This is a genomic window from Streptomyces sp. KPB2 (genome assembly GCF_003950055.1).
Lineage (GTDB): Bacteria > Actinomycetota > Actinomycetes > Streptomycetales > Streptomycetaceae > Streptomyces > Streptomyces salinarius.
In genome coordinates this window covers 2078865-2095480 of sequence record NZ_CP034353.1, presented here as the reverse complement: position 1 = coordinate 2095480, position 16616 = coordinate 2078865, and the positions used below count along the sequence as shown (strand labels likewise).

Sequence of the window (16616 nt, the reverse complement as noted above, 5' to 3'; positions counted from 1 at the left end):
GACTTGCGCCACGGCGACGTCCAGCCGCGCCTGGGCGCTACTCCGGTAGGGGGCGCGGCGGCCTGGGGCCGGAGTACAGCCCGCTCGGCCGCATCCGCAGGGGGCGCTCCCCGTACTCCTCCAGGGCGTGCGCGATCCAGCCCGCCGTACGCGCCACCGCGAAGATCGTCTCGGCCGCGGTGGATGCCATGCCGGACGACGCGGTGAGTACGGCGAGCGCCAGGTCGACGTTGGCGTGCAGCGGGGTGTGGCGGGCGGCGGTGGCCTGGATGTCCCTGGCCGCTGCGAGCGCGGGCGCCGCCCGGGGGATGTCCTCCAGAAGCGCGAACAGGGCACGCGCGCGTGGGTCCTCACCGGGGTAGAGCCGGTGGCCGAGTCCCGGGATGCGCCGGCCGGCCCGCAGCTCCTCCGCGACCACCGGGCCCGCGCTGCCCAGTTCGAGCACCTCCAGCAGCATCCGGTGGGCGAGTCCTCCGGCGGCGCCGTGCAGCGGTCCCTCGATGACGCCGAGCCCGGCGGACACCGCGGCGTAGGCGTGCGCCCGGGCCGACGCGGCGACGCGCACGGCGAGCGTGGAGGCCGCCAGGTCGTGGTCGACGAGGAGGCAGAGCGCCGTGTCGAGAGCGCGCAGCGTCGGCTCGTCGGCCTCCCGCCCGCTGAGCCGGGTCCACAGGCGGTGGGCGATCGGGGCACGGTCGTCACCGTCGCGCAGCACGGGGGGCAGCGCGGCGACGAGAGTGGGGATGAGGATGCGGGCCGTGCCCAGCACCGCGCCCTCCGACAGGTCGAAGCGGAGCGGGTCCGCGACCGCGGCGGCGATCGCCGCCACGCGGAGCCGGTCGGTGGGGCCGGCGTGTTCGGGCAGGGCGTCGACGGCCCCGCGGGCAGCGGTCACGGAGGGTTCCGGCGCAGAGAAGACGGTGCCCGGACGCAGCTGTCCGGTCCAGAGCCACTCGGCCACCTCCTCGTAGGTGTGGCGTGCGGCGAGTTCGACCGCGTCGACGCCCCGGTAGTAGTACCGGTCGCTCTCGATGAGCGTGAGGCGGGTGCGCACGGTCAGCTCCTGACCGGCGGCCGAGGCCGCGGGGTTGCCGCCGTCGCGCCGGTTGCGCCGGGCGAGGGCCCGGACCTCCTCGGCGTCGAAGGTGCTGCCCCGGCCGCCGGGTGTGCGCCGGCTGCCGAGCTGGCCGCGGCTCACGTACGCGTAGACGGTCTCGGGTTTCACCCCGAGCAGTTCGGCCGCCTCCCGGGTGGTCAGGCGCCGCTCCTCGGCGTCGGGACGGCCGGGCTCTTGATCACGCATGGGGTCACCGTATCCATCGGAAGGGGGTTCGTGTTGAGCCATGAAGCACATCTGTTGATTCAGTCCGGACGCAATCAATATTGACAGGATCGCAGTCAAGTATGGACAGTTAAATCAAGTTCGAGGAGGTAATCATGTCCGTCAACAGGACCGCAGCCCCCACATCGCCCGTCGAGGTGCCGCGCGGACTCGCCGGTGTCGTGGTGGCCGACACCGAGGTCGGCGACGTGCGAGGGCTCGAGGGCTTCTACCACTACCGGCAGTACTCGGCCGTCGAGCTCGCGCAGAACCGCGCCTTCGAGGACGTCTGGCACCTCCTGGTCCACGGAGAACTCCCCAACGCCCGGCGCGGCGCCGCCTTCGCCGCCGAGACCGCGGCGCTGCGGCGGCTCCCCGACGCGGTGCGCGCGGCACTGCCCGCCATCGCCGCGGCCGGCGGGCGCTCCGGACCGCTCGCCGGGATGCGCACGGGTCTGTCCCTGCTGGGCGCGGCCCTGGGCTTCCGGCCGGTGTACGACCTGACGGCCGACCGGCGCCGGCAGGACACCCTGGTAGCGGCCGCGGCCGTGCCGACGCTGCTCGCCGCGCTGCACCGGCTGGGGCAGGGCCTCAAGCCGGTGGAGCCCCGCGAGGACCTGTCGTACGCGGCGAACTACCTCTACATGGTGACCGGCGACGAGCCGGACGAGGTGCGCACGCGCGCGGTCGAGCAGTACCTGATCTCCACCATTGATCACGGGTTCAACGCGTCCACCTTCACCGCACGGGTCATCGCGTCGACGGGTGCGGACGTCGCGGCGTGTCTGGCCGGTGCGGTGTCCGCCCTGTCCGGGCCGCTGCACGGCGGCGCGCCCAGCAGGGCGCTGGACACCCTGGACGCGATCGGCACACCCGACCGCATCGACGGATGGATCCGCGAGCGGGTGCTCGCCGGTGACCGCATCATGGGCTTCGGGCACGCGGTCTACCGCACGGAGGACCCGCGCTCGCGGATGCTGCGGGAGGTGGCGCAGCGGTTCGGCGGCCCGCGGGTGGAGTTCGCCATCGAGGTGGAGCGGCAGGTCGAGGCGATCCTCGCGGAGCTGAAACCGGGGCGCGAACTGCACACCAACGTCGAGTTCTACGCGGGCGTGGTCATGGAGCTGTGCGGTCTGCCCCGCGAGATGTTCACGCCGACGTTCGCGGCGGCGCGGGTGGTGGGCTGGAGCGCGAACATCCTGGAACAGGCACGCGACTCGAAGATCATCCGGCCGGCGGCCCGGTACGTGGGGCCGGGAGCGCCCGTCGGTGTACCCGCGGTGGCCTGAGGAACGCGAGCGGCCTGGTGCCGTTCGGGCGCCAGGCCAGGTCGGGAGGGGTCGAGCAAGGACGGGGTGCCGGGTTGCTCGCCGGGAGTGGGGTCCGTGCGCGGTCGGCGGTGGGTACGGCCAAGGACACGGCCAGAGGTCAGGCGTCGGGGATGTCCGCCTTGGCCCGGATGAGGGTCTCCCGGCTGATGACCACGATGCGTTCGTAGTCGGCCCGGGAAGCATCGGCGGGCAGCTCACGCTCGAGGGCCTCGGTGGCCTCCGTACCGATCACGGCGAAGTTGCCGTCGCTCAGTTCGAACAGATCCGGGCAGTTGGCTCCCGACGTACTGCCACGCGAGCTCGGAGGCACACCGATGCGGCGCACGATCTTCAAGGGGTACCGGTCCTTACACAGGTTGGGCACGCTGGTCGGCAGCACCGTACTGTGATCAGTGGGTCGCGTGTGACCGCATGGCCGAAATGTGGCGAGAGGTTCACTCGCCCGAGGACGAGGTGCCCTCCCAGGCGGGCGGAGGCGTGCCGACCACCCACCACTCGTCCGTGTCCGCCTCGTCCAGTTCCACGATGAGGCCGTCCACCATGGCCCCGATCCGGGTCTCGTCGGACGACTCGTCCAGCGTCGCGCGCTGCGCCCTGGACGCCTCCCAGTACTCCCGCATCAGCGGCGTCTGGAAGATCTCACGCAGGCGCCCGAACAGCTCCTGCTGGTCCAACAGGCCCGCTTCGTAGAGGTAGTAGAGGTTGACGTACCAGGCGTTGGCGTAGAAGAACTGACGCCGCTTCTCCGCGGGGATGTCCTTGTCGTAGGTGTCGATCACGGCAGCCAGGGACGCGTCGTCCATCGCCCTCGTGAGCAGTTCCCAGTGCATGCGCTGCTGGTGGGCCAGCGCCCTGCGCCGGGAGGCCGCTTCCTCCAGTTCCAGCCGCCTGAGACCGAGGCGTTCCGCCTCCAGCCGCCGCCGGCGTGCGGCCAGTGTCAGCCCCGCCGTGGCGACCAGCATCCCGGCCGCGGCGGAGCAGAACCTCCCCGTGACGTTCTTCCGTGTGACCATGTCAACCCCCGAATCAGGCGACCGCCCACCGGTCGTCGAGTGCGGGTCGGCTGACGGGGACCGGCGAGCGATGCGTGGTGCTGCCGCCTCCAGAGTGCCGAGCGGCGCTGATCGACGGGGAGGCGGAGAGGCGGCGCACGGAGGGAAGCGAGGGTCGCACGGTCCGGCGCCATGCAAAACGTCTGCCCACCAAGTGCTGCTAACAATCGTTCACTCCGCGGGTACTCCGCCGGCTCGTATCCTGAGCAGGCAATTCCGTACGTGGGTGTACGCCCTGCCGCGGGCCGGCGTACGCGTGGGTGAGAGAGAGGTCGCACGGTGGGGCAGCGCCCGACTCCGCAGCAGATCCCGGTCGTCGTACTCGCCGGATTCCTCGGCTCCGGGAAGACCACCCTTCTCAACCATCTCCTCCACCGCAGCGGAGGCAGCCGTATCGGCGCCATCGTCAACGACTTCGGCTCCATCGAGATCGACGCGATGGCCGTCGCGGGCGCCCTCGGCGACTCCACCGTGTCGCTGGGCAACGGATGCCTGTGCTGTGCCGTCGACGCGAGCGAACTCGACGGGTACCTGGAGCGGCTGGCCCGGCCCGAGACCGGCATCGACGTCATCGTCATCGAGGCCAGCGGTCTCGCCGAACCGCAGGAACTGGTGCGCATGCTGCTCGCCAGCGAGCAACCGGGGGTCGTCTACGGCGGTCTCGTCGAGGTCGTCGACGCCGCCGAGTTCGACGACACCCGCGCCAAGCACCCCGAGATCGACCGGCATCTGGCCCTCGCCGACCTGGTCGTGGTCAACAAGACCGACCGTGTCCTCGACCCGGAGCGCCTGCTCGCCCTCGTGCGCACGCTCGCCGACGGTGCCGCCGTCGTCCCGGCGACCTACGGCCGTATCGACCCCGAGTTCCTCTACGACTGCCGGCCCACCGAGGAGCGCGTGGGACAGCTGTCCTTCGACGACCTGCACGACCACTCCGGGGGCGGCGCGCACGCGGGGCACCTGCACGCCGCCTACGACACCCTGTCGTTCGTCTCCGACCGCCCGCTCGACCCGCGCCGGCTCATGCGCTTCCTCGACAGCCGGCCCGAGGGCCTCTACCGGATCAAGGGGTACGTCGACTTCGGCCCGTACGACACACGGAACCGGTACGCCGTCCACGCCGTCGGACGCTTCCTGCGCTTCTACCCGGAGCCCTGGACCTCGGCGGCCGAAGCCGCCGGTGCCGCCGACACCCCCGGCGTCCGCCGGACCCGGCTCGTCCTCATCGGCACCGGCATCGACACGGCCACCCTCGGCGAGGAACTCGCCGCGTGCCGCCGGGACGCCGACGCCCCACCCGCCGACGAACACGGCATGTGGGGCGTCCTGCGCTACGTGCCCGACGGCGAGGAACCCGACGGCGAGGACCCCGACGGCCAGGAGCCGCCGGACGCCCCGTAGGCCTCCCTACGCCGGACCCGCCACCACCGACACCGTCTTCGGCAGCGACACGCCCGAGCCGTCGCGGCGCGGGTCCATGTCCGGGAGCTGGGCCGGCGTGCCGTTCTTCTGCGCGGCGAGCGCCGGGGTGGCGCCCGCCCAGGCGAAGGCCAGGCAGTCCTCGCCCTTCAGGAACCGCTGGCACCGCACCCCGCCCGTGGCGCGGCCCTTGCGCGGATACTGGTCGAACGGCGTCAGCTTGGCCGTGGTCTGCACGGAGTCGTCCAGCGTGCCGCGCGAACCGGCCACCGTGAAGACCACCGCGTCCGCCGCCGGGTCCACCGCCGTAAAGGAGATGACCTTTGCGCCGTCGGCGAGCTTGATGCCCGCCACACCACCCGCCGGACGGCCCTGCGGGCGGACCTGCGAGGCCTGGTAGCGCAGCAGCTGGGCGTCGTCCGTGATGAAGACCAGGTCCTCGTCACCCGTGCGCAGCTCGACCCCGCCGACGATGCGGTCGCCCTCCTTGAGGGTGATGACCTCCAACTCGTCCTTGTTGGAGGGATAGTCGGGCACCACACGCTTGACGACGCCCTGTTCCGTGCCGAGCGCCAGGCCCGGCGAGGACTCGTCCAGCGTGGTCAGGCAGACCACGTCCTCGTCGTCCTCGAAGGACACGAACTCGGCCAGCGGCGCACCGCCCGCGAGGTTCGGTGCCGGCATGGACTCCGGGAGCTGGGGCAGGTCCACGACGTTCACCCGCAGCAGCCGCCCCGCGGACGTGACGACACCCACCTCGCCGCGCGCCGTGGCCGGCACGGCGGAGACGATCACATCGTGCTTGATCCGCTTGGCGCCCGCCTCCGTGACCAGCGGCTCGTCGTTCGCGGTGCGGGCCAGCAGGCCCGTCGACGACAGCAGCACCCGGCACGGGTCGTCCGCCACCTGGAGCGGCACGGCGGCGACCGGGGCGCCGCTCGACTCCAGCAGCGTCGTACGGCGGTCGGTGCCGAACTTCTTCGCCACCGCGGCCAGTTCGGCCGAGACCAGCTTGCGCAGCTCCGCGTCCGAGTCGAGGATCCGGGTCAGCTCCTCGATCTCCGCGTTCAGCCGGTCCTTCTCGGACTCCAGCTCGATGCGGTCGTACTTGGTGAGCCGGCGCAGCGGTGTGTCCAGGATGTACTGCGTCTGGACGTCGCTCAGCGAGAAGCGCTCCATCAGCCGCTGCTTGGCCTGGGCGGAGTTCTCGCTGGAGCGGATGAGCCGGATGACCTCGTCGATGTCGACCAGGGCGGTGAGCAGGCCCTCCACCAGGTGCAGCCGGTCGCGCTTCTTGCTGCGGCGGAACTCGCTGCGGCGCCTGACGACGGTGAAGCGGTGGTCGAGATAGACCTCCAGCAGCTCCTTGAGGCCCAGGGTGAGGGGCTGGCCGTCCACCAGGGCGACGTTGTTGATGCCGAAGGACTCCTCCATGGCCGTCAGCTTGTAGAGCTGCTCCAGGACCGCCTCGGGCACGAAGCCGTTCTTGATCTCGATGACCAGGCGCAGTCCGTGCTCGCGGTCGGTCAGGTCCTTGACGTCCGCGATGCCCTGGAGCTTCTTCGAGCCGACCAGGTCCTTGATCTTCGAGATGACCTTCTCGGGGCCGACCGCGAAGGGCAGCTCGGTGACGACGAGACCCTTGCGGCGGGCCGTCACCGTCTCCACCGAGACCGTCGCGCGGATCTTGAAGGTGCCGCGCCCCGTCTCGTACGCGTCCCGGATGCCGGGCAGGCCGACGATGCGGCCGCCGGTGGGCAGGTCGGGGCCCGGCACGTGCTTCATCAGCGCGTCCAGGTCGGCGTTCGGGTACCGGATCAGGTGCCGGGCCGCCGCGATCACCTCGCGCAGGTTGTGCGGCGGCATGTTCGTCGCCATGCCGACCGCGATGCCCGAGGCGCCGTTGACCAGCAGGTTCGGGAAGGCGGCGGGCAGCGCCACCGGTTCCTGCTCCTGGCCGTCGTAGTTGGGGGCGAAGTCGACGGTGTCCTCGTCGATGGACTCCGTCATCAGGCCCGCGGCCTCGTCCATGCGGCACTCGGTGTACCGCATGGCGGCCGGCGGGTCGTCGTTGCCCAGCGAGCCGAAGTTGCCGTGGCCGTCCACCAGGGGGACGCGCATCGAGAACGGCTGGGCCATGCGCACGAGCGCGTCGTAGATCGACGCGTCGCCGTGCGGGTGCAGCTTGCCCATGACCTCGCCGACGACGCGGGCGCACTTCACGTAGCCGCGCTCGGGCCGCAGGCCCATCTCGTTCATCTGGTAGACGATGCGGCGGTGCACCGGCTTGAGGCCGTCGCGGGCGTCCGGCAGCGCACGGGAGTAGATGACCGAGTACGCGTACTCGAGGAAGGAGCCCTGCATCTCGTCGACGACGTCGATGTCGAGGATCTTCTCCTCGTACGAGTCGTCGGGCGGCGGGGTCTTCGTACTACGGCGGGCCATCGCTGCCGGCTCCTTGCTGAAGCGTGAACGGTGAACTGACGCCGTCCATTGTGGACTGCGGCACTGACAGCGACCGACCAGGACCCGTCACGGGCTGCCCGGCCCGGCGCTGCCCGCAGAGTACGCCCTCGTGCCGCGGCACCGTCCGCGCAGCCGTCCCCGGCGGCCCGTCAACCGCCTGCTCGCTCTCGGCGTACGAGCTCCGGGAACTCCACCGGCGGCCCGCACGCTTGCATACAGTGGCAGGATCGGCGGAATTCCGCAGTTCCGCCCGCTGATTCCACCCGGTGGTTCACCCAGTGATCCCACCAGATATTTCGCGATCGAAGGGACGTACATGCCCATGGGTCACACGGCCACAGCCCAGGCAGGCTCCGGCGGCCTGACAGCGACCGAGCACCGCCTGGCCAACGGCCTGCGCGTGGTGCTCTCCGAGGACCACCTGACCCCGGTCGCGGCGGTGTGCCTCTGGTACGACGTCGGTTCGCGCCACGAGGTCAAGGGACGCACCGGCCTGGCTCACCTTTTCGAGCACCTCATGTTCCAGGGCTCCGCCCAGGTCAAGGGCAACGGCCACTTCGAGCTGGTGCAGGGCGCCGGCGGCTCGCTCAACGGCACCACCAGCTTCGAGCGGACCAACTACTTCGAGACCATGCCCGCCCACCAGCTGGAGCTCGCCCTCTGGCTGGAGGCCGACCGCATGGGCTCCCTGCTGGCCGCCCTGGACGAGGAGTCCATGGAGAACCAGCGCGACGTCGTCAAGAACGAACGCCGTCAGCGCTACGACAACGTTCCCTACGGCACGGCCTTCGAGAAGCTGACCGCCCTCGCCTACCCGGAGGGCCACCCCTACCACCACACGCCGATCGGCTCGATGGCCGACCTGGACGCGGCGACCCTGGAGGACGCGCGCGCGTTCTTCCGCACCTACTACGCGCCGAACAACGCGGTGCTGTCGGTCGTCGGCGACATCGACCCCGAGCGGACGCTGGCCTGGATCGAGAAGTACTTCGGCTCCATCGCCTCCCACGACGGCAAGCAGCCGCCCCGGGACGGTTCGCTGCCCGACGTCATGGGCGAGCAGCTGCGCGAGGTCGTCGAGGAGGAGGTCCCGGCCCGCGCCCTGATGGCCGCCTACCGCCTCCCCGAGGACGGCACGCGCGCGTGCGACGCGGCCGACCTCGCCCTGACCGTCCTGGGCGGCGGCGAGTCGTCCCGTCTCTACAACCGGCTGGTGCGCCGCGACCGTACGGCCGTGGCCGCCGGGTTCGGCCTGCTGCGCCTCGCCGGAGCCCCCTCCCTGGGGTGGCTGGACGTGAAGACGTCGGGCGACGTCGAGGTGCCGGTCATCGAGACCGCCGTCGACGAGGAGCTGGCCCGGTTCGCCGAGGAGGGCCCCACGGCCGAGGAGATGGAGCGCGCTCAGGCCCAGCTCGAGCGGGAGTGGCTGGACCGCCTGGGCACGGTCGCCGGCCGCGCCGACGAACTGTGCCGGTACGCCGTCCTGTTCGGCGACCCGCAGCTCGCCCTCACCGCCGTGCAGCGGGTGCTGGAGGTGACCGCCGAGGAGGTCCAGGAGGTCGCCAAGGCCCGCCTGCGTCCCGACAACCGCGCGGTGCTCGTCTACGAGCCCACCGCCCCGGCCGACGAGACCGACGCCGACCCGACCGACGCCACCGACGAGAACGAGGAGGCGGCCAAGTGACCGAGCTCGCCACCATGGACTTCCACGCACAGCCGCAGGCCGGCGAGCCCAAGCCGTGGGCCTTCCCGGCCCCCGAGCGCGGCAGCCTCGACAACGGGCTCACCGTGCTGCGCTGCCACCGCCCCGGCCAGCAGGTCGTCGCCGTCGAGGTGCTCCTCGACGCGCCCCTGGACGCCGAGCCGGCCGGTCTCGACGGCGTCGCCACCATCATGGCGCGCGCCTTCTCCGAGGGCACCGACAAGCACTCCGCCGAGGACTTCGCCGCCGAGCTGGAGCGCTGCGGCGCCACCCTGGACGCGCACGCCGACCACCCCGGTGTCCGACTGAGCCTGGAGGTGCCCGCCTCGCGCCTGGCCAAGGCGCTCGGCCTGCTCGCCGACGCCCTCAGGGCGCCCGCCTTCGCGGACGGCGAGGTCGAACGGCTGGTGCGCAACCGGCTCGACGAGATCCCGCACGAGCTGGCCAACCCCTCCCGCCGGGCCGCGAAGGAACTCTCCAAGGAGCTGTTCCCGGCCGACTCGCGCATGTCGCGCCCGCGCCAGGGCACCGAGGAGACCGTCGCGGCCGTCGACTCGGCCGCCGTACGCGCCTTCTACGAGCGGCACGTCCGCCCCGCCACCGCCACCGCGGTGGTCGTCGGCGACCTCACCGGCGTCGACCTGGACGCGCTGCTCGGCGACACCCTGGGCGCGTGGACCGGTTCGGCCGCCGAGCCGCGCCCCGTGCCCCCGGTGACCGCCGACGACCGGGGCAGGGTCGTCATCGTGGACCGTCCCGGCGCCGTCCAGACGCAGCTGCTGATCGGCCGCACCGGAGCCGACCGGCACGACCGCGTGTGGCCCGCCCAGGTGCTCGGCACGTACTGCCTCGGCGGCACCCTCACCTCGCGCCTGGACCGCGTCCTGCGCGAGGAGAAGGGATACACCTACGGCGTACGGGCGTTCGGCCAGGTCCTGCGGTCCGCGCCGGACGGCACGGGCGCCGCGATGCTCGCCATCAGCGGCTCCGTCGACACCCCCAACACCGGTCCCGCCCTGGAGGACCTGTGGACGGTGCTGCGCAAGCTCGCCGCGGAGGGGCTCACCGACGCCGAGCGCGACGTGGCCGTGCAGAACCTGGTGGGTGTGGCGCCGCTCAAGTACGAGACGGCGGCGGCCGTGGCGGACACGCTCGCCGACCAGGTCGAGCAGCACCTGCCCGACGACTTCCAGGCGACGCTCTACCGTCAACTCGCCGCCACGGGCACCGTGGAGGCCACGGCGGCGGTCGTGAACGCCTTCCCGGTGGACCGCCTCGTGACGGTCCTCGTCGGCGACGCGGCGCAGATCAAGGAGCCCGTCGAGGCCCTCGGCATCGGTGAAGTCACCGTGGTGGCGGCCGAGTAGCGGCACGCGCGTGGGGCGGCCCTGGTGACCGGAGTGTCACCAGGGCCGCCGTATGTCCGGATTGGGGGAGTGGCTGCCCGTCTGCCCTGTGGCGTGCGCTACAAAAAGCCTGTTGCGTTTGAGGATTGAACACAGCCGCGTTTAGCGTCTTCCGGGCTGTTCGTCAGGCAGTGCGCCGCACCCGCGGCACCGGACAGTCATCGCCGAGTCCCCGTACGGCGCGAGCCAGGGGAGCCGGGGACCCAACGCAGTCCCTGGGGTGAATCGGACGCCCGCGCGCGCAGCGAGGGGGTCCGTAGGAGACCTTCCACCTCCGAACCCGTCAGCTAACCCGGTAGGCGAGAGGGAAGGAAAGGACAAGCCTCTACATGGCGTTCACGCGCGCCACCGGGAAGCACCGCCGTCCCAGTCGGGTGCACCGCACCACCGCCCGCGCGGCGGGAGTCGCGGCCCTCGCCACCACCGGCGTCGTCGGCACCCTCGCGGCTCCGGCGCTCGCCGCCGAGCCCGAGGTGGAGCAGAGCGGGCTCACCCCGGTCGTCACCATCGGCGACTCCGTAGCCGACGAGATCGACGCCCAGGCCGTCGCCCAGAAGCAGGCGGCCGTGGACGCCGCCGCCCGCGAGGCGGCCCGGGAAGCGGCCCGCGAGCGGGCGGCCGAGGCGGCCAAGGAGGCGCGCGAGGCCAAGGAGCGCGCCGCCCGGGAGGCGGAGCGCAAGCGCCTCAACACCTTCGTCGCGCCGATCACGGCCTCCTACGTCTCCACCGCCTACCAGGCCGGCAGCTCCCTGTGGTCCTCCGGCAGCCACACCGGGATCGACTTCCACGCCTCCAGCGGCACGACCGTGCACGCAGTGGGCGTCGGCACCGTCGTCGAGGCCGGCTGGGGCGGGGCGTACGGCAACCAGGTCGTGATCAAGATGCACGACGGCACGTACACGCAGTACGGGCACCTGTCCTCCATCGGCGTCTCGGTCGGCCAGTCGGTGGAGCCCGGCCAGCAGATCGGCCTCTCCGGGGCCACCGGCAACGTCACCGGACCGCACCTGCACTTCGAGGCCCGCACGAGCCCCGAATACGGCTCGGACATGGACCCCGTCGCCTACCTCCGCTCGCACGGCGTGAACGTCTGACGGCCGCATCCGAAAAGCCCCGCCTCCTTGAGTCGGGGCTTTTCGCATTCCATATTCGCTTGATTGGCCTAGAGTCGCTGAACATGCGTCCATCGTCGACGTTTCAGGGATCAAGGCGGAGGTCGGTCATGCGTATTCCGGCGCATTCTGTGTGTACGGCGATCCGGGACGACATCGTCGCCGGCGTCCACGGACGCGGGAGCCGGCTCACCGAGGAAATCCTCGCCCGCCGCTACGGCGTCTCGCGCGTCCCCGTGCGCGAGGCCCTGCGCACGCTGGAGGCGGAGGGCTTCGTGGTGACCCGGCGGCACGCGGGCGCCTGCGTCGCGGAACCGACCGAGCAGGAGGCCGCCGACCTGCTGGAGACCCGCGCTCTCCTGGAGCCGCTCGGTGCCTCCCGGGCCGCCCGGCGGCGCACCGAGGCCCACCTCAGGGTGTTGCGCGGCCTGGTCAGGCTGGGCCAGGAGCGGGCCGGGCAGAGCGACGGGGAGGATCTGCGCCCGCTGGGCGGCTGGTTCCACGAGACCCTCGCCCGGGCGGCGGGCAGCCCCTCCCTGGCCGCACTCCTGACGCAACTGCGCCACAAGATCGCCTGGATGTACGTCCAGGAGGCCCCGGCCGGACCCGTGCAACACTGGGCGGAGCACGGCGCGATCGTCGACGCGGTGGCCCGGGGCGACAGCGAACGCGCCCGGGCGCTCATGACGCTGCACACCGAGCGGTCGACATCGGCGTACCGGCTGCGGTTCGCCTCCGGCAGCGGGCGGACGGAGCGCGTGAGGAATGCGCAACATTCCGTAAACACGGCGGTGCTGCCGAAGTAACACAAGTGCCGTAGAAAGGGGCGGGGAATTCCGGACCGCTTTTCCAGCGCTCGGAACGGAAAAGGAGAAAGGCCCGTCCGGTGGTACCGGCGGGCCTTTCGGTGCTGCTGTTCCTTTGTCCGTCAGACGGTCTCGGGAAGCTCCTCGAGCCCCTCGGCGACCAGCTTCGCCAGCCGGTCCAGGGCGGCCTCCGCGCCCTCGGCGTCGGAGGCGAGGACGATCTCCTCGCCACCCTGGGCGCCGAGGCCGAGGACGGCCAGCATGGAGGCCGCGTTGACGGGGGACCCGTCGGCCTTGGCGATCGTCACCGGGACGCCTGTGGCCGTGGCGGCTCGGACGAAGATGGAGGCGGGGCGGGCGTGGAGACCCTCGGCCCAGCCGACGTTGACGCGGCGCTCAGCCATGTGATGCTGCCCTTCAGGTGTTCAGAGGGGTTGAAGTTGTCTAGACCATGTTGTCTAGACCAGTTTCCCACATCGTGAAGCAAGCCGGGACGACCGCGTGTGCCGTCCCGTGCGGTGCCCGGACCGCGGCCTCGGTCCGGGATTCCGTTGTCCACAGACTGCCCCGCGCCGTTGTCGTACGCGAGCCGTAGTCTGGGGCCCATGCAGACCTCGTCGGACCGGCACGAGTACCCCGCCCACTGGGAAGCCGACGTGGTGCTGCGCGACGGCGGCACCGCGCGCGTCCGCCCCATCACCGTTGATGACGCCGAGCGCCTGGTCAGCTTCTACGAGCAGGTCTCCGACGAGTCGAAGTACTACCGCTTCTTCGCGCCGTACCCTCGCCTGTCCGCCAAGGACGTCCACCGCTTCACGCACCACGACTTTGTGGACCGGGTGGGACTCGCGGCCACCATCGGCGGCGAGTTCATCGCCACCGTACGCTACGACCGGATCGGCGCCGGCGGAACACCCGCCACCGCACCTGCCGACGAGGCCGAGGTCGCCTTCCTCGTCCAGGACGCCCACCAGGGACGCGGCGTCGCCTCCGCCCTCCTGGAGCACATCGCCGCCGTCGCCCGCGAGCGCGGCATCCGCCGCTTCGCCGCCGAGGTGCTGCCCGCCAACACCAAGATGATCAAAGTCTTCATGGACGCCGGATACACCCAGAAGCGGAGCTTCGAGGACGGCGTGGTCCGCCTGGAATTCGGTCTCGAACCCACCGACCGCTCGCTCGCCGTGCAGTACGGGCGCGAGCAGCGCGCGGAGGCCCGTTCCGTCCAGCGGCTGCTGCAGCCCGGCTCGGTCGCGGTCGTCGGCACCGGCCGCGCCCCGGGCGGCGTCGGCCGCAGCATCCTCGACAACATCCGGGACGCCGGCTACACGGGCCGCCTGTACGCCGTGAACAGGGCGTTTCCCGAGGAGCAGAAGACCCTGGACGGGGTTCCGGCGTGCCGTTCCGTGCGCGACATCGACGGGCCCGTCGACCTCGCCGTCGTCACCGTGCCCGCCGCGCACGTCCCCGACGTCGTCACCGAGTGCGGCGAGCACGGCGTGCAGGGCCTCGTGGTGATCTCCGCCGGGTACGCCGACAGCGGCCCCGAAGGCCGTGAGCGGCAGCGGGCCCTCGTGCGTCAGGCGCGCACGTACGGCATGCGGATCATCGGGCCCAATGCCTTCGGGATCGTCAACACCTCCCCGGACGTGCGGCTCAACGCCTCCCTCGCCCCCGAGATGCCGCGCCCCGGCCGGATCGGCCTGTTCGCCCAGTCCGGCGCCATCGGCATCGCCCTGCTGTCCCGGCTGCACCGGCGCGGCGGCGGGGTCACCGGCCACACCGGCGTCTCCACCTTCGTCTCCTCCGGCAACCGCGCCGACGTCTCGGGCAACGACGTCCTGCAGTACTGGTACGACGACCCGGACACCGACGTCGCGCTGATGTACCTGGAGTCCATCGGCAACCCGCGCAAGTTCACCCGCCTCGCCCGGCGGACCGCCGCGGCCAAGCCCCTGGTCGTCGTGCAGGGCGCCCGGCACGGCGGCGTGGCACCCCAGGGACACGCCGTACGGGCGACACGGCTGCCGCACGCGACGGTCTCCGCGCTGCTGCGCCAGGCCGGCGTGATCCGGGTCGACACCATCACGGAGCTGGTCGACGCGGGGCTGCTGCTCGCCCGCCAGCCGCTGCCGACCGGACCGCGGGTGGCCATCCTCGGCAACTCCGAGTCCCTGGGACTGCTCACGTACGACGCGTGCCTCTCCGAGGGCCTGCGCCCGCAGCCCCCGCTGGACCTGACGACCGCCGCGTCGGCCGACGACTTCCACGCCGCCCTGGCCAGGGCCCTGGCCGACGACACCTGCGACGCGGTCGTGGTGACCGCGATCCCCACGGTGGGGGAGGGCGCCGCCGGGGACGCCGCACTGGCCGAGGCGCTGCGCTCGGCGGCGGCCGCGGTCCCCACCAAGCCGGTCCTCGTGGTCCACGTCGAGCTGGGCGGCCTGGCGGAGGCCCTGTCGGCGGCGACAAGCACCGCCCCCCAGGCCGACCCGGCCCCGACCGCCCCGACTGCGCCGGACCCCGCCGCTCTGCCTGCGCCGGGTGCCGCGGCTGATTCCGCTCCCGGCGTGGCCCCTCCGGCTGTGCCGGGCACTGCCTCTCGGGTCGAGCCCGGATCAGCTGCTCCGGCTCCGTCGAGCCCCACGGCCGATTCCGCTCCGGGTGCCGCCCGACAGGCCACTGGGGGCGCCGCCCCACAGGCCGATCCGGGCCTCGCCTCTCCGGCAGCTCCGGGCGCCCCGTCCTGGGCGACTCCGGGCACCGCCGCCGATTCCACTCCCGGCACCTCTCCTGGCGCCGCTCCGGGCAGCGTCACCGGGACCGCTCCGGACGCTCTTTCTGGGGCGGCCCCGAGCAGCCCCGCCCGGGGTGGTCCGAGCAGCACGCCCCCCGCCGCTCCAGGCGGGGCCGCGGCGGCTTCGTCCGGCTCGTCCGCCGCCCCGCCCCCGGCCCCGTCGCAGCCCGCCGCCCCGGCCCCGGCCCCGGCGGGAACCCACCTGATCCCCGCCTACCCCGCCGCCGAGCGTGCCGTCCGCGCACTCGGTGAGGCCGTCGCCTACGCCCAGTGGCGGCGCGAGGCCGCCGACCCCGGCAAGGTGCCCGAGTACGAGGACATCGACGAGAAGGGCGCCGCCGAGCAGATCGCCGGCCTCCTCGCGCGCGGACAGGGGCTCACCCTCGGCGACCGGGAGACCTGCGACCTGCTCGGCAGGTACGGCGTCCACGTCCACCGCGCCCTGCCCGCCCCCACCCCCGACGACGCCGCGGCCGCCGCGCGGACCCTCGGCTACCCCGTGGCCCTCAAGGCCACCGCCCCGCACCTGCGTCACCGCGCGGACCTGGGCGGCGTACGCCTCGACCTGGCGGACGAGGAGCAGCTGCGCCGTGCCTACGCCGAGTTGACCGAGCTGTTCGGAAAACCCGCGGAGCTGCGCCCCGTGGTGCAGGGCATGGCCCCGCGCGGCGTCGACACCGTCGTACGGGCGGTCATCGACCCGGCGGCCGGCGCGGTGCTCTCCTTCGGCCTGGCCGGCGCCGCCACGCAGCTGCTCGGCGACATGGCGCACCGGCTGATCCCGGTCACCGACCGGGACGCCACCTCGCTCATCCGCTCGATCCGCACGGCACCCCTCCTCTTCGGCTGGCGCGGCTCGGCCCCCGTCGACTCCGCCGCCCTGGAGGAGCTGCTGCTGCGGGTCTCCCGGTTGGTCGACGACCACCCGGAGGTCGTCGCCGTCACCCTGGAGCCGGTCGTGGTCGCCCCGCACGGCCTGAGCGTCCTCGGTGCCTCCGTCCGCCTCGCGCCCCCGCCCGCCAGGGACGACCTGGGCCCGCGGACCATGCCGGCGTACTGATCCGCCGCCGCCCGGCCCTCGCACCGCGCATGCCCGGCCCCCGTACCGCGCACGCCCGGCCCCGGTACCGCGCACGCCCGGTTCTCCGCACCGCGCACGGCCCGGGACGGGTACCGCAGGAGCGTCCCTCGCAGTCAGTGGGTCCCC

12 protein-coding genes and 1 riboswitch are annotated in these 16616 nt (G+C 72.5%); of the genes, 7 read left to right on the top strand and 5 right to left on the bottom strand.

Going from position 1 to position 16616, the window contains the following annotated elements; genetic code table 11:
- Nucleotides 1-37: 37 nt before the first annotated feature.
- Entirely contained in the window at nucleotides 38-1303 is a 1266-nt protein-coding gene (locus D1J63_RS08995) for a citrate synthase (RefSeq protein WP_125628498.1), read from the bottom strand.
- 134 nt (nucleotides 1304-1437) lie between these two features.
- Between D1J63_RS08995 and D1J63_RS08990 the strand changes: the two genes are divergently transcribed.
- On the top strand, nucleotides 1438-2610 hold the full coding sequence (locus D1J63_RS08990) for a citrate synthase/methylcitrate synthase (protein WP_125628497.1): 1173 nt from the start codon (nucleotides 1438-1440) through the stop codon (nucleotides 2608-2610).
- A gap of 139 nt (nucleotides 2611-2749) precedes the next feature.
- Here D1J63_RS08990 and D1J63_RS08985 read toward each other — a convergent pair whose 3' ends face one another.
- On the bottom strand, nucleotides 2750-2986 hold the full coding sequence (locus tag D1J63_RS08985; RefSeq protein WP_079187841.1) for a hypothetical protein: 237 nt from the start codon (nucleotides 2984-2986) through the stop codon (nucleotides 2750-2752).
- 100 nt (nucleotides 2987-3086) lie between these two features.
- A complete protein-coding gene (locus D1J63_RS08980; RefSeq protein WP_164712771.1) occupies nucleotides 3087-3665 on the bottom strand; it encodes a DUF6082 family protein in 579 nt (192 codons plus the stop codon).
- Between the two features lie 318 nt (nucleotides 3666-3983).
- Here D1J63_RS08980 and D1J63_RS08975 point away from each other — a divergent pair, with 318 nt between their 5' ends.
- Entirely contained in the window at nucleotides 3984-5105 is a 1122-nt protein-coding gene (locus D1J63_RS08975; RefSeq protein WP_125628496.1) for a GTP-binding protein, read from the top strand.
- A gap of 6 nt (nucleotides 5106-5111) precedes the next feature.
- Here D1J63_RS08975 and D1J63_RS08970 read toward each other — a convergent pair whose 3' ends face one another.
- A complete protein-coding gene (locus D1J63_RS08970) occupies nucleotides 5112-7568 on the bottom strand; it encodes a DNA topoisomerase IV subunit A (protein WP_102929395.1) in 2457 nt (818 codons plus the stop codon).
- Nucleotides 7569-7905: 337 nt separating this feature from the next.
- On the opposite strand from D1J63_RS08970, the gene D1J63_RS08965 reads away from it, so the two are divergent.
- From D1J63_RS08965 to D1J63_RS08950, 4 genes are all read left to right on the top strand, one after another.
- Nucleotides 7906-9273: a pitrilysin family protein gene (locus tag D1J63_RS08965; RefSeq protein WP_102929396.1), complete on the top strand. Its 1368-nt coding sequence runs from the start codon at nucleotides 7906-7908 to the stop codon at nucleotides 9271-9273.
- Nucleotides 9270-10658: a pitrilysin family protein gene (locus D1J63_RS08960; protein WP_125628495.1), complete on the top strand. Its 1389-nt coding sequence runs from the start codon at nucleotides 9270-9272 to the stop codon at nucleotides 10656-10658. Before D1J63_RS08965 ends, D1J63_RS08960 begins: the two co-directional genes overlap by 4 nt.
- Nucleotides 10659-10849: 191 nt before the next feature.
- A riboswitch (cyclic di-AMP (ydaO/yuaA leader) is annotated at nucleotides 10850-11014 on the top strand.
- A 12-nt stretch (nucleotides 11015-11026) separates the two neighbouring features.
- Nucleotides 11027-11791: a M23 family metallopeptidase gene (locus D1J63_RS08955; RefSeq protein WP_125628494.1), complete on the top strand. Its 765-nt coding sequence runs from the start codon at nucleotides 11027-11029 to the stop codon at nucleotides 11789-11791.
- A gap of 128 nt (nucleotides 11792-11919) precedes the next feature.
- A complete protein-coding gene (locus D1J63_RS08950; protein WP_125628493.1) occupies nucleotides 11920-12615 on the top strand; it encodes a GntR family transcriptional regulator in 696 nt (231 codons plus the stop codon).
- Between the two features lie 122 nt (nucleotides 12616-12737).
- Here the strand turns inward: D1J63_RS08950 and D1J63_RS08945 are convergent, their stop codons facing one another.
- On the bottom strand, nucleotides 12738-13019 hold the full coding sequence (locus D1J63_RS08945) for an HPr family phosphocarrier protein (protein ID WP_007445064.1): 282 nt from the start codon (nucleotides 13017-13019) through the stop codon (nucleotides 12738-12740).
- Between the two features lie 201 nt (nucleotides 13020-13220).
- On the opposite strand from D1J63_RS08945, the gene D1J63_RS08935 reads away from it, so the two are divergent.
- The gene (locus D1J63_RS08935) at nucleotides 13221-16469 is read left to right on the top strand and encodes a bifunctional GNAT family N-acetyltransferase/acetate--CoA ligase family protein (protein ID WP_125628492.1); all 3249 of its coding nucleotides are present in this window, start codon (nucleotides 13221-13223) and stop codon (nucleotides 16467-16469) included.
- The last annotated feature ends 147 nt before the right edge of the window (nucleotides 16470-16616 follow it).